Raw genomic sequence first — 21,708 nt, forward strand, 5'->3', positions numbered from 1 at the left:
TACATTCAAGGATTGAATATGACCGTTGCCATCCAAAAGCAGCTCGATGAAAGCCTGCGCGATGCACTGCTGGCGCTCTATCTGAACAAAGTCGTGCCCGACCAGGCCGCGCCGAAAAACCTGGCGCTCAAGACCGCCCGGGACCTCTACGAATACTGGCTGCTCGATGTACTGGTCAGCCAGGATGTGCCGACTACCCCCGTGGCATGCGCAATCGCCAGCCTGCAGCAATACATCAACCGCATCCTGATGAACCTGGAACCCGGTTACGACCTGGCGAACATTCCCGCCGAGTACTTGCAAACCTGGCGCAACGAGATGCATCGGTATCCCAGCTGGGCCGCCCATCAAAAGCTGCTCTATTTCCCTGCCACTTATCTGGACCCTACGCTGAGGGCCGACAAGAGCGATAACTTCCGGCAACTGGAAAGCGCCCTCAGCCAGAACCAGATCCAAACCGATGCGGTTCAGTCAGCGGTGATGGCTTATCTGACCCGTTTCGAAGAAATCGCCAACCTGAACGTTCTCAATGGCTACATCGATGGCGAGGACTTTGCCAATAGCACCTGGTATTTCATTGCCAAATCCCGCTCCGCGAACACCTACTTCTGGCGTTCGCTAAACATGGCGCAACGCCCACTCGACGGCCCGCCCTTGAGACCGTCCGCCACCACGCCGAAACTGGACCAGCCTGATCCGCAGGCGTGGTCGGATTGGGAAAAAGCCGAGGTGCCCATTCCCGACAGTGCCGCTGAACAGACGATTCGACCGGTCTGGTTCAATAATCGGCTGTTTGTTATATGGGCAGAATGCATACACCAGGACCCATCGGCCGTCAGCGGCAACACATCGAATACCAGCGCAGCGCTACCGGGCCCCAGCCATCCACTATTGCGTTTGAACTATTGCTTCAAAAGGCACGATGGCAGTTGGAGCGCGCCACAGGTTGGCTTGCAAGGTTTTTGTGAGGACCAGGCGCTTGGGAGCAAGAACGCGGATGCGATCAACGCGTCGCTCGGCACCGTTGCGGTACAACACAGCAAAGGGCCGAGAAATTCACTCTATCTTGCCTTATGCGCCTCCCAGCCCAAGACCGAGTCGAAATCCACGGTCACCAGTACTTTCAGTTTTATTAAAACTATTTCCATTGGAAAAAATCTCGCTAAAGAAACTGACAGCATCGGAAACGCCGAAGAACAAAACCCACGTCGCGACGAGAAAAATTCAGCTGATTATTCATTGATCGACACCAACGACCAGCGAATTCAATCAAAACTGCGCTTCTCGCACCTCTCCAGTTCTTCAACGCCTCTGCCTGCAAAAATAGTGAATACCCTATCGAATTTCGACAAGCACCTGAATGGAGCTCTGTTCAAGCCTGTGGACTCCATGTATCGACTGACGCTCGGCGTCCAGAATGCAAATTTCCCTCACACGCCTGGCAGCATCAGCTTTTCCTTTTCCGATCATCTCCAACTCAATCTGGCGCATCCTGACGAGAACCTGCCGTCCACCGCTTATATAAGACTCGGCGATCATTCGTATCTGACTGAATTCTACGTAAGCGATGTCGCTGATAGTGAGTATCGACTATCGATCAACCACATGAGCGACGTGATCAGAGACGATGCAAGCTCGCCTGGCTTCATGCTTTCTCAGCACAACAGTCTTAGCGGAAAGTTCATTTCGGTAGAAGCGGCAAGGTATTTGATCGCAAAAAAAGACCAACAATCTACTGATGCTTCCAGAGGAGAAAGATTACTGCTTAAGACTTCAGAGCAAGATTTTACGTTCTGGAGTGAGTTCACTTACACAGAAGAAGCGGCATACAGAAAGTATGTTGTTTTCCGCCAACCCAAGGCACTGAATTTTGATTCGCTGACCTACGAAGACTTGAGACCAGTGGCGGCATCCCCTTTGGTAAAACAACTACCAGCGGTCTATGAGTACCCATTGCGCATCGAAGATCTTGGCGAAGAGGGCGACACCTTATTCTATGGGGTTGCGCTGGCTCATCCCGTCGAACCGGACAAAACCATTGCTTTCGCTCTTAAAGCGACCAGACTGACCCTGGCTCCTACATTCCGCCAGTCTCCCTGCATTACCTCAGCGGTGACACCCGACCTGGGCACCATCCAGTACATCGACTTTGCCAACTCTGCCATCAAACACAGTGACGGCAAAAGCCAACTGCGCCAGCCGATCCGGTTGAACACCGTGTTCGCCGCCGAACTGATCCGACGTACCGAAAACAGCCTGGATGAACTGTTTGACTGGACCACACAACATCTGCCGGAACCCGCCGTGCCCGGTGATTTGACTCAGCAGATGGATTTCCATGGCCCTTATGGCCGTTACTTCACCGAGTTGTTCCTCTACGTGCCATGGCTGGTGGCTCATCGATTGAATACCGAACATCGATACGAGGAAGCGGAACACTGGCTGCGCTATGTTTTCGATCCGAGTCGCAGGGGCGATGAACGTTGGAGGAGCGTGCCTTTGCTCGATAGCAGCACGCCTGCATATGCCAATCATGCGCCCCACGATCCGCACCAGATTGCCCTCAGCCACCCCGTGCACTTTTGCAAGGCGCTGTACTTTCTGTACCTCGAGACCCTGATCAACCGAGGCGATGCCGCGTATCGCCAACTGACACCTGACAGCCTCAGCGAGGCCAAGCTATGGTACGTGCGGGTGCTGGACCTGCTGGGCCCACGCCCGGTCGTACGACCAGTCGCCCGGTGGACGCCCGTCAGCCTGCAAACGCTCAGCGAAACACCCAGTGCCGAGCTGCGCACCTTCGAGCAATCAGTGACCCGCTTGACGCGTCACCAGATGCCCCTACGCAAAGACAGTTCGCGCTCGTCCTTGCCGGCCATCGATAGCCCGTACCTGCATTTGCCGTTCAATCCGCAACTGCTCAGTTGCTGGGACACAGCCGAAAGCCGCCTGTACAACCTGCGCCATAACCTCGACATTGCCGGCAAGCCCTTGCATCTGCCGGCCTTCGCCTCCCCCTTGGACCCGCGCGCCCTGCCTGGCGCCAGTGCCCTGAACATCACCGACAAAGCGACACCTGACTTACCGATCGTGCAAATGCCTCATTACCGCTTCACGACCCTGTACAGCCAGGCCCAGGGCGCGGTGGAAAGCCTCAGCCAATTCGGCGCCTTGCTGCTATCACTGACCGAGCGCAAGGAACAGGCGCAGTTGCAGGAGCTACAGCAACAGCAAGCCTGGGATCTGGCGAAAATCTGTGTCGACCTGCAGCGCCAGGCCATGAACACTGACCGTCAGGGCCGCCAGGCACTGCTGGCCGGCAAAGCGATCATCGAGGGCCGGGTCAGCCATTACAAAAAGCTGCTGGAGGACAACCTGAGTGACCCCGAGAAAAATGCCGGTGATCTCTACCTGAGCACCGGCACCGCAGAGCTCGTTGCACTGTCCTACCAAATCGCGGCGGGAGGAGCGATGGTGGCGCCAAGCATCTTTGGCCTGGCCAACGGTGGCAGTCGTTGGGAGGGGCCGATGCTGGCGGCTTCCGCAGGAGCCCATAGCGCGGCCGTCATCAGTCGCACGGCAGCAGACCAGTACGACCGCCTGGCATCGTTCAACCGACGCTGGGATGAGTGGTACCAGGCATTTGAGCAGTCACAACTGGAACTGGCGCAGATCGACGCCCAACTGGCTCAGTTCGCCGAGCAGGAAACCGCCACCCGCCTGCAGCTGCGCCTGGCCGAATCCACCCTGAGCCAGGCCAGGGCCAACTACGAATTCCTCAGCAAGCGCTTCAGCAAAACACAACTCTACCAATGGCTGAACAGCCAGTTTGCCGCGCTGTATCGCCAGGCCTACGACGCGACGCTGGGCCTGTGCCTGGCCGCCGAAGCCAGTTGGCAATATGAAACTGCCGACTTCAACACGCGCTTCGTTCAACCCGGCGGCTGGAATGCAACGTACCGCGGTCTGGGCGCTGGCGAGCAATTGAAATTGAGCCTGTTGAAGATGCAGGACGAATACCTGCGCCGTCACGAGCGCGAGCTGGAAATCCGCAAGACGGTCTCGCTACGCCTACTCAAGGACAAAACCACAGCCGGCTCCATTAACAAGCAATGGCCTGAGATCAAGGCCGATCTGAAGAATGGAAGTTACCAGTTCGAGCTGACCCACGAACTGTTCGAAAACGACTACAAAGACCAGCAACATTATCTGCGGCGGATCAAAACCATCAGTGTCTCGCTGCCAGCCGTGGTAGGGCCTTATGAGGACATCCGGGCCACGCTGACCCAGACCGCCAGCAAGGTGTTCATGTCTCCCGGTGACAAGGGGAAAAGCATGGAGAGCCGGCGCGCCAACCAACAGATTGCTCTTTCAACGGGTGTCGACGACAACGGTTTGTTCACCTTGAACTTCAATGATGAGCGCTACCTGCCTTTCGAATACACCGGCGCAATCTCCAAATGGCAGCTGACCTTCCCCAACCCTGAAGGGCAAAAAGAGCTGCTTGAATCATTGACCGACATCATCGTGCATGTGAACTACACGGCCCGGGTTGGCGGAGGTTCGCAATGAATGAACAGCTTTCATTGCCGGTCACTGCGCCGTCCCTGCCCAAAGGCGGCGGGGCCATTCAAAGCATTGGCAAAGGATGGAGCGCCGTCGGTGCCCACGGTACGGCAAACTACGAGATCGCGTTGCCCATATCGCCGGGGCGCGGTTTCGCCCCACCATTATCCCTGAGCTATGCCAGCTCGGCCGGCAACGGCGCGTTCGGCATAGGCTGGAGATTGTCGCTGCCCAGCGTGACGCGCCGCACCAGCGCGGGCGTGCCCGCCTATACCGAGGACGATGAAATCTTCGGCCCCGGTGGGGTGACATGGTTGCCTGAGCGGGACGTGCAAGGCGCTATCGCCTCAGCTCGCATCGATCGTTACAACGATCTGGCGCTGGGCACGACCTATAGCGTTACACGCTACTTTCCCAGAATCGAGAGCAATTTTGATCGCATCGAGCACTGGTCGTCGCATAGCGACCGGCCAGGCTTCTGGCTGGTGCACGGTGCCGATGGCTGCCTGCACCTGTTCGGAAAACATCCCGCCTCGCGTCGGGCCGATCCCCAGGATACAAGCCGTGTCGGGGAGTGGTTGCTGGAGGAAAGCCTCAACCCTCGCGGCGAACATATCCTTTACCGATACAAGTCTGACGCGACGGCTCAACGCTATCTGAGCCAGGTGAGCTACGGCAATTTCGAAGCCGATGAACACCTTTATTCCTGGAACACCGAACGGCTTGAACCGGTGCGATGGCACTTTGAACTGCTGTTCGACTATGGCGAACGCACCACGGCCTACACAGAGAAACCACGGTATGAAGGCCGGCAATGGCAAGCCCGCAGCGACGCTTTCTCCAGCTACGCCTACGGCTTTGAATTGCGCACCGAACGCCTGTGTCGCCAAGTCCTGATGTTTCATCGCTTTGCCGAGGCACTGGGCGATGAGCCCGTACTCGTGCGGCGCTTGCTATTGGAATATCGTCAGGCATCCCTGGGCTATCAGCTGCTGAGTGCAGCCCATGACCAAGGGTTTGGCACCTCGCCAACTGTCGATAGCCGCCCGCCCGTCGAGTTCGGCTACAGCGAGTTCGAACTGCAACCCGACACCCTCTCCTGGCAACGCTTCGAGAACCTGCCGGGGCTCGACGGCCACGGCTATCAACTGGTGGATTTGTACGGTGAAGGCCTGCCGGGCGTACTTTATCGAAGTGACTCAGGCTGGCATTACCGTGAACCCATACGGGCCAAAGCCAACAGCGATGAAGTGGCTTATGACCAATGGCGCATGCTGCCTCGGTTACCCTTTGCCGACGCCGCAAAGCCCATGCGCCAGTCATTGAGCGACCTCACCGGTGACGGTCGCCTGGACTGGGTCATTGCCCAGCCGGGGCTGAGCGGATTCTTTTCCCTCGAAGCTGAGCGAAACTGGTCGGATTTCGCCACCTTCAACGCGTTCCCAGGAGAGTTCTTCACCCCTCAAGGGCAGCTTGCCGACCTGATGGGCGAAGGGCTCAGTGATCTGGCATTGATCGGGCCGCGCAGCGTGCGCCTGTATGCCAACCGCCGGCAGCAGGGTTTTGCCACAGCCCAAGAAATCCCCCGCAAGCCGGATGAGGATCCCCTCCCGGTACTCGGCACTTCTCCCGGTGAGTTGGTGGCCTTCAGCGATGTCCTCGGCAGCGGCCAGCAGCATCTGGTACGCATACGTCATGACGAAGTGAAATGCTGGCCAAATCTGGGCCGTGGACGCTTCGGCACAGGCATCGCGCTGGCGTTTCCCGGCCTGGCCTACGAGTCCTTCGACGCAGCGCGGATCCGCCTGGCGGACCTGGATGGCTCCGGCGCCGTCGACCTGATCTATCTGCAAGCAGACCAGGCGCTGATCTTCATGAACCGTTGCGCCAAGGGCTTCGACGCGCCGCTAGCTCTGCCCTGGCCTGCGGGAGTGCGCTACGACGATTCATGTCAGGTCAGCATCAGCGACTTGCAAGGGCTCGGCTGTTCCAGCCTGATCCTGAGCGTGCCACACATGACTCCCCGCCATTGGCGCTGCGATTTCGTCCGGGCGAAACCGTACTTACTCACGGGCACCAATAACAACATGGGGGCTGCCGACAGCATCGACTATCGCAGCTCGGCGCAGGAATGGCTGGATGAAAAAGCGGAGCGAATCCAGGCCGGCCACCCCGTCACCTGTCGTCTGCCATTGGCCCTGCACCTGGTCTCGCGCCAGACCCAGCTGGATGAGATTACCGGCAATCGACTGACTCAGGCGTTCGCCTATCGCCAGGGCTATTACGATGGCCAGGAACGGGAGTTCCGGGGCTTCGGCCTGGTGCTGCAAACCGACCGTGAAACCAATCCCGACGATCCCGAAGCCGACAGCTCCATTGCTTCATGCTTGAAGAGGACCTGGTTTCACACCGGGCGCAAGGTCAACCCGTCACGTTTCGGCTACAGCCGTGCCGACAAAAAAGCCGTTCCCCTGGGCAAGGCATTGCTTTGCCAATACCAACCCGAGTCGCAGAGCGACCTGATCGTGGCCTCGCCAGACGCGGCCATCGAACGTGAAATGGCCCGCGCCTTGAGTGGTCGTCTGTTGCGAAGCGAAATATTCGGCCTCGACGAAAAACTGAAGGCCAGAACGTTGTATTCGGCCCAGGAGAACCGTCATGGGGTTCGTTTGCTGCAAGCTCCCGTTGGCGATCGCGGCTACGCCCGGATGTTGCCGCTGCTGCTGGAGACCATCACTTATACGTACGAAGGCGCTACCCAGGACCCGCAATGCCGACACACCCTGAACCTGCAACACGATCCATACGGTGCGCTGACCCACAGCGTGGATATCCATTACGCCCGGCGAAAAACCGCCGACGATACTCCGCCCTTCAGCGACCCCGATCAACAGCAATGGTGGCGCGATGCTCATGACCCGGCCCAACAGTTCTACTACCTGAACGAAACCCGTGCCGAATTCATCCACTTGCCTGCGCCTCAGGCATGGCGGCTGGGCGTGCCTTATCGCCAGCGCACAAACGCGTTGCAACGACCCAAGGCCCCCAAGGCCGAGGGACTGACGCCGCAAGACCTGACATTCGAAGCGCTTTCGGAAAAGGTGAAAAAGACGGCCTGGGCCACCGACAGCGTATTGACCAGCCTGTCGGTGCAGCGCTACAGGCACGCCTCGAGCGCCACACTCCTGCCGGACGGCGTCGCAGGTTTCCTGGCCCTGGCCGACCATCGGGAGACCGCCGAGCTGGACGAAACAGCGCTTAAAGCTTTCCAGGTGTTGCCGCAGGAAAGTCGCCCCAAGGGAAGAATGTTCGAACGAAGCCACTATCATCGAATGGCCGACTTTCTCCCCCTGAGCGCCCGCCCCAGGAGACTCTGGTCAGTCAAAAGCGGCTTCGCGACCTATGCCCAACGGGAAGGTTTCTACGCCATACAGACCCTGCAGCCGTGCGAAAGCCACGGCGCGATAAAGATCAGCTACGACCACACCCATTGTTTTATCTCCCGCTTCCAAATGCCTGATGGCTGCGCCATCGAGGCAAGCTACGATTACCGCTCACTCCAGCCCAAGCGCATCACCGACCCCAACGGCAACGTCCAGGAAGGCTTGGTCAACGCTTTCGGTCAACTATTGGCGAGCACTTTTTATGGCGCTGAGAACAATAATCCTGTGGGTTTCAAACCCATCGGGCAGTTCCAACAGCCGCTGATTCACAGCCCGACAGAGGCCATCAGGCAAGGCAAGGATGCTCTGCAAGGCGCCGCCACGGCCATTTACTACGCCCCCTTCGGTTGGATGGGCTGCGTATCGCAAACGGCATTGACCGACACCCCATGGCTGGCGCGTGGCGTGATCAAGGGCGACCTGCTGCCCACCGGACACATCCGCGCCTCGGCCCGCGCACGACTGTCAAACCTTGAAACGTACTCTGCCGATGACCTGAAGCTCAAGCAGGAGGTCGAGGCTTGCACACGTGAACCCGTGCACATCGCCACACTGCTCGCTGACCGCTACCCCGATGACAGTCAGCAGCAAATCCACATCGCCATCACCTGCTTCGACGGCTTCGGTCGATCGCTGCAAAGCAAGCAACGGGTCGAGTCGGGCCTGGCCTACCTCGTCGACGCCAAGGGCGACCTGACGCTGACGGATGGCAAACCCGGGGAGCAGATCGTCAACGAACGCTGGCGTGTCAGCGAACGGGTGGAATACAACGGCAAGGGATTGGTGGTTCGCATCTACCGGCCCTACTTTGCCGATCAGCATCGCTACATCAACGATGCGGCCTTACGCCCGTTCGCCCATTGCGATCAGCAATTCTACGATTCACTGGGACGCCCCACACACACACGTCTGGCCAAGCAAAACGGCATTTCCTACATGCGACGGCACACCCGTCATCCTTGGTACACCGTGGACGAGGATGAGAACGACACGCTGCAAGAGGTCATGTCAGACCAACCCCCTTCTACCGGAGGTGTAGCATGAACGCGCGCCTCCATCACAAAACACCCACGATCAACGCCTACGATAGCCGCGGCCTGCCTGTGCGACAGGTCGCTTACTACCGACACAACGCGCAGGAACAATCCCAGGCACGCATCACCCTTCAAGAGCACGACACGGCCGGACGACTGGTTGCCCGACGCGATCCCCGGCTGGCTACCAGCGCATCGGCGGTCAACTTGCAGATTGTCTACAGCCTGTCCGGCAAGACGTTGTGGGTGGACAGCGTCGATGCCGGGTGGCGTCTGAACCTGCCAGGCGATGCCGGACAGATACTGCACAGCTGGGATCAACGGGGAACGCGGCGACAGACCACCTACGACACCCAACTGCGCATGACCGAAATCCATGAGCAAGCAGAGGGAGAGGAACCGCGCCGGGTCGAATGCCTGCAATATGGCGACAGTTCGCCCGAGTCTGCGCGGCACAACCTGTGTGGCGTGCTGATCCGTCACGATGACAGCGCCGGCTCCCTGCTGACCCATGACCACTCGCTCTGCGCCAAGCCACTCAGCCAGACACGGCACTTGCTGGCCAAGGCCGGACAACCCGACTGGCCAGAAGACCAGAAAGACCGCGATCGCTTGCTCGAAAAGGGCGGCAGCTATATGACGAACTGGCGCTATGACGCGCTCGCAAGAATCATCCAGTTGTCCGATGCCGCGCAGCACCAGCAGCTGTATTCGTTCGATGTGGCAGGCCAGCTCAAGTCGGTGAGCCTGAAGATAAAAGACGACACTACTGAGAAAACCGTCCTCAAGCATCTTGCCTATAACGCGTTTGGTCAGGTCGAATCCCAAACGGCCGGCAACGGCATCGTCACTCGCGCCGTGTTCGATCCCGCCAGCGGTCGCCTGGCCTCACTCAGCACATCGGCGCCTGGCAGAAGCCTGCAGGATCTGCATTACATCTACGATCCCGTGGGTAATGTGACGCAGGTTGAAGACAGGGCCCAACCGGTGCGGTTTGGTAATAACCAGCGGGTTACCGCCACCAGTACATTCACCTACGATAGCCTTTACCAGCTGACCCGTGCGACGGGGCGCGAAGCGGCGGGCCTGGCCAGCCCACCCACTCTCGGCATGCCTGCCGCCGATGACGGACAGTTGTTCAACTATACCGAGCACTACGCGTACGATGCCGGCGGCAACCTGACCGAACTGCGGCATGTTCGCGAGGGCAATAACTACACCCGGACATTGAACATCGCCGCACAGAGCAACCGTCTCCAGTCTTGGAACAAAGGGCAGTCAGCATCCGACACGGTGGTGAATTTCGATGTCAGTGGCAACCAACAGGCGCTGGCCCCCGGCCAGGTGCTGACATGGAACACCCGCAATCAACTCCAGAGCGTGGTATTGGTCCAGCGTGACAACGCCGCCAATGACATTGAACGCTATTGCTACGACAGCGGCGGCCAGCGTGTGCGCAAGGTCCACACGACCCATGCACCGGCGATCATGCACACCCGGGAAGTCCGTTATCTGCCTGGACTGGAAATCCACACGCGGCACAACGAACGCCTGGAAGTGGTGACCTTGCAAGCCGGTCGGTGCAGCGTACGCTATCTGCATTGGACCCAAGGCCGACCGGCCGCTATCGCCGCCAACCAGATGCGCTACAGCCTTGAGGATCACTTGGGGTCCAGCTCACTGGAGCTCGACGACCAGAGCGACCTGATCAGTCAGGAAAGCTACTTGCCCTATGGAGGCACCGCCTGGGTGGCATCCCGCTCGGAGGTGGAAGCCGACTACCGGACCGTTCGGTATTCCGGCAAGGAGCGCGACGCCAGTGGCCTGTATTACTACGGCCAGCGGTACTACGCACCGTGGCTGCAACGCTGGATCAACCCGGATCCGGCGGGGACGGTCGATGGATTGAACCTGTACTGCATGGTGGGCAACAACCCACTGCGCTATGTCGATCGATCCGGCCGCAACAAAGAGGAAGCCGCCATCCAGCAAGAGATAGCGGCTTATCCGAACATACTGTCCACCGTGAACAACCGGGTAGGCGTATTGAACTACCAGATCTATAACAGCTTCAGCACAAAAGACATCACCAAACGACTCTTCCAGGCCTACGCCTACAACGCGTCAAAAAACCTGGTGTCGTTGGGAGCTGGCATGGTAGCGGCGCCCGCCGGGCTGGTTGCCTCATGGGCGGCCATGAGCGGCACGTCCATAACGACTGATGCTATCGCCAACAAGCTGGAAGCGACACGGCATCTGCCTGTTTCGATCTATCCACAAACCAGCCGGTTGGATCCCGACGAAATCGAACATGAAGGCCGGACCGCCTTCTATGACGTGAAAACGAAATCTGAAAAAGCGATAAAAGACCTGAACCCACGCCACCCCACCGGGCAAAAAAAAATAGCACTGATGGTGACCAGCTTCATCCTGACCAAGGTGCTCAGGATTCCAGGCGCATGGATCCCCAACTTCGAAGCGTCTACCCAGGCCACAAAAGCGTCCAACGGAATACCGTCGCAAAAAATCAGGCGCCTGGACGCTGCACTGCTTGAACTCGACGATCACCTGCAACACGACTCCACCGCCATCGACGCCGCGTTCGATACGCTTGGGGTAGAGGAATTCTATGCCAAGGGGGTCAGGGGATCGCTCAATCAATCCCTCGACTGGATGACCAACAGCACGGGAACGGCAGGGGCTCGCACATTAAGTCGCGGGGAAATACAACGGCAGATACACGCCACCCGAGCGACGATACAGCACGGGAGGGAGTTACTGTTCCGGCTCAACGAACACAACAAATCGTTGGGCCGACTTTCGCCATAACTCGACCGCTGGACCGGCCGAAGTGATCAGTCCGCCCACGGATTGATCACTTCAATGCCGGGAAACTCAAAGTCCGGACTCGGTTTCGATGCGCCACACCTGAGTCATAAACCCGCGTGACTTCCCCGCGCCAGGAACCGCCCTTCCCTGCATCCATTGCCCTGGCCGTCACCGTAGCTCAGGACACCGTTGACCCACACCCCATCAATACCTTCGGCAGCCCGTTGCGGTTCTATGAAGTCTGCAACATCGCGAATAGTTTGCGGATTGAACAACACCAGGTCCGCCCAATGCCCTTCACGTATTTCACCGCGCGCCTTCAGACCGAAGCGTGATGCGGACAGACCGGTCATCTTGTGCACGGCGGTGTGTAGGGGAAAAAGCCCGACGTCACGACTGAAATGTCCCAGCACCCGTGGGAAAGCGCCCCACAAGCGTGGATGGGGAAACGGGTCTTCGGGCAAACCGTCGGAACCGATCATCGACAGCGGATGCGCGAGGATTCGTCTGACATCGGCTTCGTCCATGCCGTAGTACACCGCGCCCGCCGGCTGCAAGTGTCGCGCCGCCTCCAGCAAGGGCACACCCCATTCGCTGGCAATGTCGATAAGATCACGACCACCCATCGCTGGATGAGGCGTCGACCACGTGATGGTGATGGGATGGGCATCGGTCACTTGTTTGAGATCCAGCGTCGACGAGCTTGCCGCGTAGGGGTAGCAATCACAGCCGACTAGATGGTCTCCGGCGGCTTTTTCCAGGGCTGCGAGCACCTGCGGACTACGCCCCCAATTGCCGACACCGGCACATTTGAGGTGGGAAATAATCACCGGGCTCCGTGCATGGCGGCCGATCTGGAAGGCCTCGTCCATGGCCTCGAGCACCGGCTCGAATTCGCTGCGCAGGTGAGTGGCATAGACCGCGCCATAGGCATTCAACTCTTCGGTCAGTTGCATGACTTCATCGGTAGACGCTGAAAACGCGTTGGCGTAGGCCAGGCCGGTGGACAAACCCAATGCACCGTCCTCCAGGCTTTCGCGCAGTTGCTGACGCATGGCGGCGATTTCTCCCACACTGGCCGTGCGCAACAAATCGTCCATGTGGTTACTGCGCAATGCCGTGTGGCCCACCAGCGCGGCGACGTTGACTGCCGGAGCCGCCGCTTCCACTGCGTCACGATAATCGCTGAAGCGCGGGTAAACGAACGCCTGGGCGGTGCCGAGCAGGTTCATCGGGTCCGGCGGATCGCCCCGCAGGCACACCGGTGAAGCACTGATGCCGCAGTTGCCGACAATCACCGTGGTGACACCCTGGCTGAGCTTGGGCAGCATCTGTGGTTGGCGGATGACCATGGTGTCGTCGTGGGTGTGCACGTCGATGAATCCCGGCGCCAGCACACGGCCAGTGGCGTCGACATTGGCAATCGCCCGGGCTGCGCCCAGGTCGCCGATGCGCTCGATGCGCCCGGCACGAATCGCCACATCGGCGGTGTAGCCGGGCGCGTCGCGACCATCGATGACCAGCGCATTACGGATAACGGTGTCGTACAGCATGTCAGTCTCCCAGCGGCAGGTCATCATCGCCGCCGCGGTAGTCGTCCAGGGCGAGCTTGACCCGCCGCAGGCGCTCTTGATTGTTTTCAGGGTTGGCCAACGCAAGCTCAGTGGCAAGCACATCGATAGCCAGCAGCATGCCGTAGCGCGCCGCCGTGGGCTTATAGATGAACGAGGTCTCGGCGCCTTGCAGGGGCAGCACGACGTCGGCCAGCCGGGCCAGCGGGGAGTCGGCCCGGGTGATGGCCAGGATCGCCGCGCCGTAGCTTCGCGCCAGTTCAACGGCACCGAGCAGTTCCGGGGTGATGCCGGTGAGCGAGCAAGCGATGACCACATTCGCCTCGCTCAACGAGGTGGCGGTGATGCGCATCATCACCGGGTCGCGGCACACGGCAATCGGATAGCCGAAACGTACCAGCCGCACCTGCAATTCTTCACTGCACAACGCCGACCAGCCACCAAGCCCGAAGGCATGAATCATCCGCGCCTTGCCGAGTGTCCGTACGGCATCGGCGAACCGTATCTCTTCGAATGCCGACAGATGCTGACGCAAGGTGGACTCGATATCGCCAACAATCTGCCCATAAAACGCCGATTGCTCGGGCGCGCCTGCGGGGTCGAGGAAACGGCTGCCGACACCGCTGGCCCGGGCCAGTTGCAGGCGCAGATCCCGCAAGTCGCGACAACCGACGGTACGGGCGAAACGCGACAGCGTAGCGCTGCTGACGTCCGCACGCCGGGCCAGGTCGTCCAGGCTGGCGGAGGCGGCAAATCCTACGTCGTCGAGCATCAGCCTGGCGATTCTTCCTTCGCCGGCGCTGAAGGAATCCTGACGAGCGCGGATCTGGTAAAGGATATCCATGACGGCTCCTGTGTGATTGCGTTGCGCTCAGAGCAAACGTGCGAGCCCAAGGGTCAGGCCGAAGGCGACCAGAGAGATCAGCGTTTCCAGCACGGTCCAGGTCTTGAAGGTTTGAGCAACGGTCATGTTGAAATATTCCTTGATCAGCCAGAAACCGCCGTCGTTGACGTGAGAAAAGATAACCGACCCTGCCCCGGTTGCCAGCACCAGCAACTCGGGATGTGGATAGCCCAGGCCGATCGCCACGGGCGCGACAATGCCCGAGGCGGTCGTCATCGCCACCGTGGCCGAGCCGGTGGCGACACGCATCAACGCAGCGAACAGCCAGCCCATGACCAGGGGCGACAGTTGGAATTCCTGGGCCAGCCCGACGATCTGTTGCGTGACCCCGGCGTCCACCAGGATCCGGTTCAAACCACCCCCGGCCCCCACCAGCAAAGTAATGCTGGCAGTGGGTGCCAGGCATTCGTTGGTGAACTTGAGGATCGACTCACGGTTGAAGCCCTGGGCCAGGCCGAGGGTCCAGAAGCTGAGGACGGTGGCCAGCAACAACGCAATCACCGAGTTGCCGATGAATAGCAGGAACTGGTTGAAACCGCTGCCCGGCGTAGAGATCAGGTTGGCCCAGCCACCGATCAGCATCAGGATCACCGGCAGCAGGATGGTCCCCAGGGTGATGCCGAAACCTGGCAGCCTGGCACGGGGTTCGCGGTCCAGAAACTGTCGCTCCAACGGATTCTCTGCCGGTAGCTGGATGCGCGGGACGATGAATTTTGCATACAACGGGCCCGCGATGATGGCGGTGGGGATGCCAATCAGGATCGCGTACAGCAAGGTCTGCCCCACCGAGGCCTGGAACGCCTGTACCGCCAGCATCGCCGCCGGATGCGGCGGCACCAGGGCATGGACCACGGAGAGCCCGGCGACCATCGGCAGCCCCACCATCAGGATCGACACGCCCACGCGCCGGGCGATGTTAAACGCGATGGGCACCAGCAGCACAAAGCCGACTTCGAAGAACAACGGCAGGCCGACCAGGAAGGCGATGCACACCATCGCCCAGTGTGCGTTTCGCTCGCCGAAGCGCTCGATCAGGGTCTGCGCCATCCGCTCCGCACCGCCGGACTCGGCCATCATCTTGCCGAGCATCGTACCCAGGGCCACCACCAGCGCAATGTGCCCCAGGGTCTTGCCCACACCGGCCTCATACGCCCCCACCACCCCCGACGGTGGCATCCCTGCCAACAGCGCGAGACCGATGGAGACCAAGGTGATCACGATGAACGGATTGAGCCGGTAGCGGGCGATCAGGACGATCAGCGCAATGATGGCGATGGCCGCGTAGACCAACAGCCAATAACCGAAAGCAGGTGCCATGCGGTACTCCTTGAACAGGGTCACGTCTATGAGTTGTGAAACTCATAAATCATTTCCACGATGAATCTACAAACACGCTGAAAGTAATTTTCGTACACAGGCAAGAAATGTCGCTGACGGACATCGCGACATAGCGCTGATGAAAATCCGCCACCGAATTTTCGTCTCCTGACACCAGGCTCGCTCCCACAGGGGAATTTCCGTACCATCCGCACCTGCTTTTGCGCCACTCCGGCAGCCGACACTCAACCGGCGCCCATTCAGGTAAACCATGAAACCAGCACGCCTTCGCGCCGACGTCCTCGCCGGCCTCACCACATCTTTTGCCTTACTCCCAGAATGCATCGCCTTCGCTCTGGTAGCCCACCTCAACCCACTGATGGGGCTGTATGGCGCTTTCATCATCTGCACCCTGACCGCACTGTTCGGCGGCCGGCCTGGCATGGTATCGGGTGCGGCGGGGTCGATGGCGGTGGTGATCGTCGCGTTGGTGGTGCAGCACGGCGTACAGTACCTGCTGGCCACGGTGCTGCTGGGTGGGCTGATCATGGTGGCTTTCGGGCTGTTGCGGCTGGGCAAGCTGGTACGCATGGTGCCGCACCCGGTGATGCTCGGCTTCGTCAACGGCCTGGCGATTGTCATTGCGCTGGCCCAACTGGAGCATTTCAAGAACGGTGAAGCCTGGCTCAGTGGCGCACCGTTGTACTGGATGGCGGGCCTGGTGGCGCTGACCATGGCCATTGTCTACCTGCTGCCACGCCTGACTCGTAGCGTGCCACCGGCTCTGGTGGCGATTCTCGGCGTCGGCCTGGGGGTCTACCTGCTCGGCCTGCCGACCCGCACGCTGGGCGACATGGCGCACATTGCCGGTGGTTTACCCGACTTTGCCTGGCCGGCCATTCCCTGGAACCTGGAAACCCTGCAGATCGTGCTGCCCTATGCGGTGATCATGGCGATGGTCGGGTTGCTGGAAACTCTGCTGACCCTGAATCTGACCGATGAAATCACCGAAAGCCGCGGTTACCCGGACCGCGAGTGCGTGGCGCTCGGCGCGGCCAATATCGCCTCCGGCCTGTTCGGCGGTATGGGTGGTTGCGCGATGATCGGTCAGACGGTGATCAACCTCAGCTCTGGCGGTCGCGGCCGCCTGTCCGGTGCGGTGGCCGGGGTGATGGTGTTGCTGTTCGTCTTGTTCCTGTCGCCACTGATCGAGCGCATCCCGCTCGCTGCGCTGGTGGGCGTGATGTTCGTGGTGTCGCAGCAGACCTTCGCCTGGGCCTCGCTGCGGGTGATCAACAAAGTACCGGCGAATGACGTGCTGGTCATCATCGCCGTGACCGTCATCACCGTGTTCACCGACCTGGCCGTAGCGGTGCTGTGCGGCATCATCGTCGCGGCACTCAACTTCGCCTGGCAACAGGCCCGGGAGCTCTACGCCGACACCCATCTGGAGGCCGATGGCAGCAAACTCTATCGCCTGCATGGCACGCTGTTCTTCGCCTCGACCACGCCGTTTCTCAACCAGTTCGACCCGGCGAATGATCCGACCCAGGTCACCTTGGATTGCCGTCACCTGCGCTTCGTCGACTACTCGGCCATCGCCGCGTTGAAGACCTTGCGTGAGCGCTACAGCAAGGCCGGCAAGCATCTGCGGGTGTTCCACCTCTCGGAGCGCTGCAAGCAGATGCTCAAGCGCGCCGGCGTGCATCACGACTGATGCAACTGTGGGAGCAGGCTCGCTCCCACAGGGGGATTGTGTTGAGCCGGGATATTACGGTCGCTGCTGAATAACTGTGGGAGCGGGCTTGCTCGCGAAAGCGGTCTATCAGCCGACTCAAGATTGACTGGCCCGGCGCCTTCGCGGGCAAGCCCGCTCCCACAGGGCGAAGTGCTACGTCTTACACCATCTCGTTGAGAATCCACTCCACCACCGACGTCCGCTTCGGTGCCCAGCCCAGCAGTTCGCGGGCATGTCTGCCTCGCACACGGCTGTTGGAGCCCAGGCCGTAGTTGGCCATTTCATAACCCCACTCGGCCTCGGCATCGGCCAGCGGCCAGTCCTGCGGTTCGCCAAGGTCCAATGCCCGGGCCATGGCGGTGGTCATGTCGAGGAACGAGGCCTCGCCGCTTTCGACGAAGTAGAACGTACCCGGCCGGTTGCGGGTCAGGGCGAGCAGGTACAACTCCACTACATCCTCGATGTGCACGTTGGACCAGATATTGCGCCCCGGCCCGACATGCCGCACCACCCCGCTTTTACGCGCCTGCTTGAGCAGACGCGGCAGTTGCACGCTGTCGCGTTTGACACCCAGGCTGTGGCCATAGATCAAGGTGTTGCAGATCACCGCCGAGTTCACGCCATCCTTTGCCGCAGCAAGGACGAGGTTATCGATCGCGACGCGGGCAGCCTTGTCGACGGTAGGCTCCGGCAAGTTGTTCTCCTGGTAGATGTCAGCACTGGCAAGACCACCCGAAGCATCGCCGACAATGCTCGAACCGCTGGTATGCAGCAGGACCTTGTTCGAGCCCCTGAGGCCCTCGAGCAGCGCTTCGACCGCGCCACGATGATCGCTGCTGGCGGCATTGATCACCGCATCGGCGGCGCGGGCCTGTGCGGTCAGCAGCGCGCTGTCCTCCAGGGTGCCGATCACCGGATTGATACCCAGGGCGGCCAGTTCGCTCGCTTGCTCGGCGTTGCGCACCAGGCCATTGACTTGGTGCCCGGCCCGAATCAGCCCGGTGGCGATGGAACCGCCGATGAAACCGGCAGCGCCGGTGACGAATACGTTCATGGAAAAACTCCTTGGCAGAATCAGTGATGGAACGAGTATCGAGGACCGATCCTTGGCGAAACAGTCCATATTGCCCAAATCACTCTTGCCTTGAAGTCACGAATCAGTCTGCAAATCCCGCGAGGCGTATTCGGCGAGCTTGTCCTGGATGAAGTCCAGAAAGCACTGGATGCGCAACGCCAGTTGAGAGTTGCGGTAGTAGACCGCGTTGATCGGCTGGCGGTATCCGCTGTTCGCCTCGGCCAGCAGCACTTTCAATCGACCGGCACGGATGTCGTCGCGGGTCATGAAGTCCGACAGGCAGGCGATCCCCTGCCCTTGCAGCGCCAGGTGGCGCACCGTTTCGCCACTGGATGCGCTGATGGCCGCCTGGATGGGCCAGCGGTCGCCGTGAAGATGGCGCAAGGGCCATTGGTTGAGGCCATCATTCTGGGCAAACCCCAGCAATGCATGCTCCGTCAGTTCAGCGACGGTGGAAGGCGTACCATATCGTTCCAGATAAGCGGGGCTGGCCAAGATGTGCAACGGACTGCAACCCAGGGGACGGGCATGTAGGGTCGAATCGGTGAGCGCGCCGATGCGGATGGCGATGTCCGTGCTCTGCTCCAGCAGATCAATGATCAGGTCGTTACTGTTGAGTTCGAGTTGGATGTCCGGGTAGAGCCTGCGGAACTCGTCGATGTGCGGCACGATGGCATGCAGCATGAACGGTGACGCAGCGTTGATCCGCAACCGCCCCGAAGGCTTTTGCTGACGAGAGGACAAGCGCTCCTCCAACGCCTCCAGTTGGTCGAGAATACCTTTGGCCTGTTCGAAGAAATACCGGCCCTCCTCGGTCAAATCCATGCGCCGGGTGGTGCGGTTGATCAGCGTGGTGTCGAGCTTGGCTTCCAGCCGGGACAACGTGCGGCTGACCGCCGAGGGCGTCTGCCCGACCTGCTCGGCGGCGGCGGAGATCGACCCGCATTCGATCACGCAGACGAAGATCTGCAACTCGTCGGATCTGGCTTTCACAAATGTTCCTGTCGATTGTTCTCTTGTGGCTAGGGGGTTTATCCCCGCTGGGCCGCGAAGCGGACCTTGAGTCAACACGCGATGTGCCTGGATGGCCGCGTTATCAACTTCGGTGCCTGCTTCGCAGGCGAGCGGGGATTAATCCCCTCGCCACAAAATAGTAGCCGCATGTGCGCTGAAATATCATGCCTCCAGGCCGAACACCTCGATCAAATGCTGTTCATACCGCGCCACATCGGCTTCGACGTTCGGACGTTTCATCACGTCCACGCACAGGAAGGTCGGCAAGGCGGTCATGCCGAGGAACTGGTTGGCCTTGTGGAACGGGAAGTACACCGCGTCCACGCCCTTGCCTTCAAAGAAGTCGGACGGATCGTCGAAGGCCTGTTGCGGGGCGTTCCAGGTCAGCGACAACATGTATTGCTTGCCCTGGACCAGGCCACCGCTGCCGTACTTCTGCGAGGCATCGGAGCGGGTACGGCCGTCGCTGGCGTAGAGACTGCCATGTCCTTCGGTGAACACTTCGTCGATATACTTTTTCACGGTCCACGGCGCGCCCATCCACCAGCCCGGCATCTGATAGATGACGACATCGGCCCAGAGAAACCTGGCGACCTCTTCCTTGATGTCGTAGCCACCGTCAATGAACGTGCTTTTCACGTCCAGGCCACCACGGTCCAGCACGCTGAGGGCCGTGTCGTGAAGGATCGCGTTATAGCGGCCGTCGGAATGAGCGAACTGTTTACCACCGTTGAGCAGCAGGACTTTTTTCATGGGGAGCCTCATCGGGTTCCACGGCGAGCACCGTCGAAGGGGCCGCCGAATGGAAAGGTTGAAATGATGGGGGGCAGACTAGCGACGAGCTTCGCGCGGAGTAAGCGCTGCAGCGGCAAAACTGATTTGACCTGCACGCACGAATCAACGGCTAATTGTTGCCTTAGAATTCATCCACTGTCATTTCAGGAGACTCGCGATGAGCGAACTGCACGGTTTCATCCTCCACGCCAAGACCCGCCCGGAAAAAGCCGAAGCCTTCGAAACACTGTTTCGTGCCTACGTCGAGCCGAGTCGCGCCGAACCGGGCTGCATCGAATATCACATGCTGCGGGACCAGCAGGACCCGACGCTGTTTATCTTCTATGAAATCTGGCAATCCAAGGCCCATCTGGACGAGCATTCGAATCTTCCACACATGAAGCAATTCTTCGAACAACGCATGGACTACCTGGAGCGCGACTTCGAGATCCGCCGCGTCGAAATGCTGAGTGCGCCGTCTAGCCACTGATCAGCAAGTGAGCGCCGAGCCCGCCAAGGCCAATGAAGAACACCCGCCGAAACAGCCCGGCGCTGATCCGTTGGCGCAACCACTGTCCCAGCCACATCCCCAATAGTGCCGGTACCAGGGCCAGCAGCGACGCGCCCAGTTCCCCTCCGCCCAAGGCGCCGCGCCACAACAGGCCGGCCGCCAGGGCCAACGTCGAGACCGTGAAGGACAGACCCAAAGCCTGCACCAACTGGTCCTTGCTCAAGCCCAACGCTTGCAGATAAGGCACCGCCGGAATGACAAACACCCCCGTGGCAGACGTAATGACACCGGTCAGCAGGCCGCAGAGCGGGGCGAGCCACGACTCAGCGCGACCATCGACCCGCAGCGTCGGCAGCGCCAGCCCGCTCAGGGCATACACCAATAGTGCGCCGCCCAAGGCCCGCACCACCCACGCCCCGCCGGCCATGCCGATCCACAGGGTGCCAAGGCCGGTACCGAAGAAAATCGCCAGCAGCAGCGGCCACAAGCGCCGGATCAAGGTGAGCAAGTGACCGCCGAAGGCCAGTTGCCAGAGGTTGGTCAAAGTGGCTGGAATGATGAGCAATGCGGCAGCCTGCACCGGAGCCATAGCCAGGCCGAGCAACCCCATGGAAATGGTCGGCAGGCCGAGGCCGATCACCCCCTTGATCGTGCCGGCCAGCAGGAAAGTGGCGATGACCAGTAGGGATAGCATTGGGCCCAGGTTCTGATAGAAAGTGATGAATGTGTTCATGGCCCTATCCTGGGCCCAGGCGGGTTGTTTTGAAATCTGCCATATACTGAGGCTGCCTCTTGCTCAACAAGAGGCTTAGACTTTGTGGGGGCTACTGACGCCATCCCGAGCAGGCTCGCTCCCACAATGAACGGTGTGAAACACAAGATCTGTGTACACCCGAAACCCTGTGTGAGCGAGCCTGCTCGCGAAAGCAATT

General features: G+C 60.0%; 12 protein-coding genes. 5 read left to right on the forward strand and 7 right to left on the reverse strand.

The window, feature by feature from the left end; translation table 11 throughout:
- The first annotated feature begins 18 nt into the window (after window positions 1–18).
- The 3 genes from FBX99_RS24460 to FBX99_RS24470 are packed head-to-tail and all read left to right on the forward strand — an operon-like array spanning window position 19 to window position 11,872.
- The gene (locus FBX99_RS24460) at window positions 19–4,572 is read left to right on the forward strand and encodes a neuraminidase-like domain-containing protein (RefSeq protein ID WP_145133177.1); all 4,554 of its coding nucleotides are present in this window, start codon (window positions 19–21) and stop codon (window positions 4,570–4,572) included.
- On the forward strand, window positions 4,569–9,053 hold the full coding sequence (locus tag FBX99_RS24465; protein WP_144930495.1) for a SpvB/TcaC N-terminal domain-containing protein: 4,485 nt from the start codon (window positions 4,569–4,571) through the stop codon (window positions 9,051–9,053). Before FBX99_RS24460 ends, FBX99_RS24465 begins: the two co-directional genes overlap by 4 nt.
- Window positions 9,050–11,872 (forward strand): RHS repeat domain-containing protein, encoded by a 2,823-nt coding sequence (locus tag FBX99_RS24470; RefSeq protein ID WP_144930496.1) that lies wholly within the window; start codon window positions 9,050–9,052, stop codon window positions 11,870–11,872. The genes FBX99_RS24465 and FBX99_RS24470 overlap by 4 nt, the downstream gene beginning before the upstream one ends.
- A 104-nt stretch (window positions 11,873–11,976) precedes the next feature.
- On the opposite strand, the gene FBX99_RS24475 is transcribed toward FBX99_RS24470, so the two are convergent.
- Genes FBX99_RS24475 through FBX99_RS24485 form a run of 3 tightly spaced genes read right to left on the reverse strand, consistent with a single transcriptional unit; the run spans window position 11,977 to window position 15,664 of the window.
- Entirely contained in the window at window positions 11,977–13,425 is a 1,449-nt protein-coding gene (locus FBX99_RS24475) for an amidohydrolase family protein (protein ID WP_144930497.1), read from the reverse strand.
- 1 nt (window position 13,426) lies between these two features.
- Window positions 13,427–14,287: a MurR/RpiR family transcriptional regulator gene (locus tag FBX99_RS24480; protein ID WP_144930498.1), complete on the reverse strand. Its 861-nt coding sequence runs from the start codon at window positions 14,285–14,287 to the stop codon at window positions 13,427–13,429.
- Between the two features lie 27 nt (window positions 14,288–14,314).
- Entirely contained in the window at window positions 14,315–15,664 is a 1,350-nt protein-coding gene (locus FBX99_RS24485) for a gluconate:H+ symporter (protein WP_145133179.1), read from the reverse strand.
- Window positions 15,665–15,935: 271 nt separating this feature from the next.
- Here FBX99_RS24485 and FBX99_RS24490 point away from each other — a divergent pair, with 271 nt between their 5' ends.
- Window positions 15,936–17,381, forward strand: coding sequence for a SulP family inorganic anion transporter (locus tag FBX99_RS24490; RefSeq protein ID WP_145133181.1), 1,446 nt, complete (start codon window positions 15,936–15,938; stop codon window positions 17,379–17,381).
- A gap of 181 nt (window positions 17,382–17,562) precedes the next feature.
- Here FBX99_RS24490 and FBX99_RS24495 read toward each other — a convergent pair whose 3' ends face one another.
- The 3 genes from FBX99_RS24495 to FBX99_RS24505 all read right to left on the reverse strand — a co-directional run bounded on the left by FBX99_RS24495 (window position 17,563) and on the right by FBX99_RS24505 (window position 20,244).
- The gene (locus tag FBX99_RS24495; protein WP_144930501.1) at window positions 17,563–18,456 is read right to left on the reverse strand and encodes an NAD-dependent epimerase/dehydratase family protein; all 894 of its coding nucleotides are present in this window, start codon (window positions 18,454–18,456) and stop codon (window positions 17,563–17,565) included.
- 96 nt (window positions 18,457–18,552) lie between these two features.
- Window positions 18,553–19,470, reverse strand: coding sequence for a LysR family transcriptional regulator (locus FBX99_RS24500; RefSeq protein ID WP_144930502.1), 918 nt, complete (start codon window positions 19,468–19,470; stop codon window positions 18,553–18,555).
- 183 nt (window positions 19,471–19,653) lie between these two features.
- Complete coding sequence (locus FBX99_RS24505) at window positions 19,654–20,244, reverse strand: NAD(P)H-dependent oxidoreductase (protein WP_144930503.1); 591 nt, start codon at window positions 20,242–20,244, stop codon at window positions 19,654–19,656.
- A 199-nt stretch (window positions 20,245–20,443) separates the two neighbouring features.
- Between FBX99_RS24505 and FBX99_RS24510 the strand changes: the two genes are divergently transcribed.
- Window positions 20,444–20,755, forward strand: coding sequence for a putative quinol monooxygenase (locus FBX99_RS24510; protein ID WP_144930504.1), 312 nt, complete (start codon window positions 20,444–20,446; stop codon window positions 20,753–20,755).
- Here FBX99_RS24510 and FBX99_RS24515 read toward each other — a convergent pair.
- The gene (locus FBX99_RS24515) at window positions 20,745–21,509 is read right to left on the reverse strand and encodes a sulfite exporter TauE/SafE family protein (RefSeq protein ID WP_144930505.1); all 765 of its coding nucleotides are present in this window, start codon (window positions 21,507–21,509) and stop codon (window positions 20,745–20,747) included. The genes FBX99_RS24510 and FBX99_RS24515 overlap by 11 nt on opposite strands.
- Between the last annotated feature and the right edge of the window lie 199 nt (window positions 21,510–21,708).

The organism is Pseudomonas sp. SJZ074, from assembly GCF_007828215.1.
Lineage (GTDB): Bacteria > Pseudomonadota > Gammaproteobacteria > Pseudomonadales > Pseudomonadaceae > Aquipseudomonas.

Excerpts from the sequence above, each read along its gene's own strand:
- FBX99_RS24475 (WP_144930497.1), bottom strand. The coding sequence starts at position 13,425 with ATGCTGTACGACACCGTTATCCGTAATGCGCTGGTCATCGATGGTCGC.
- FBX99_RS24490 (WP_145133181.1), top strand. The coding sequence starts at position 15,936 with ATGAAACCAGCACGCCTTCGCGCCGACGTCCTCGCCGGCCTCACCACA.
- FBX99_RS24470 (WP_144930496.1), top strand. The coding sequence starts at position 9,050 with ATGAACGCGCGCCTCCATCACAAAACACCCACGATCAACGCCTACGAT.
- FBX99_RS24515 (WP_144930505.1), bottom strand. The coding sequence starts at position 21,509 with ATGAACACATTCATCACTTTCTATCAGAACCTGGGCCCAATGCTATCC.
- FBX99_RS24505 (WP_144930503.1), bottom strand. The coding sequence starts at position 20,244 with ATGAAAAAAGTCCTGCTGCTCAACGGTGGTAAACAGTTCGCTCATTCC.
- FBX99_RS24460 (WP_145133177.1), top strand. The coding sequence starts at position 19 with ATGACCGTTGCCATCCAAAAGCAGCTCGATGAAAGCCTGCGCGATGCA.
- FBX99_RS24480 (WP_144930498.1), bottom strand. The coding sequence starts at position 14,287 with ATGGATATCCTTTACCAGATCCGCGCTCGTCAGGATTCCTTCAGCGCC.
- FBX99_RS24485 (WP_145133179.1), bottom strand. The coding sequence starts at position 15,664 with ATGGCACCTGCTTTCGGTTATTGGCTGTTGGTCTACGCGGCCATCGCC.
- FBX99_RS24465 (WP_144930495.1), top strand. The coding sequence starts at position 4,569 with ATGAATGAACAGCTTTCATTGCCGGTCACTGCGCCGTCCCTGCCCAAA.
- FBX99_RS24510 (WP_144930504.1), top strand. The coding sequence starts at position 20,444 with ATGAGCGAACTGCACGGTTTCATCCTCCACGCCAAGACCCGCCCGGAA.
- FBX99_RS24495 (WP_144930501.1), bottom strand. The coding sequence starts at position 18,456 with ATGAACGTATTCGTCACCGGCGCTGCCGGTTTCATCGGCGGTTCCATC.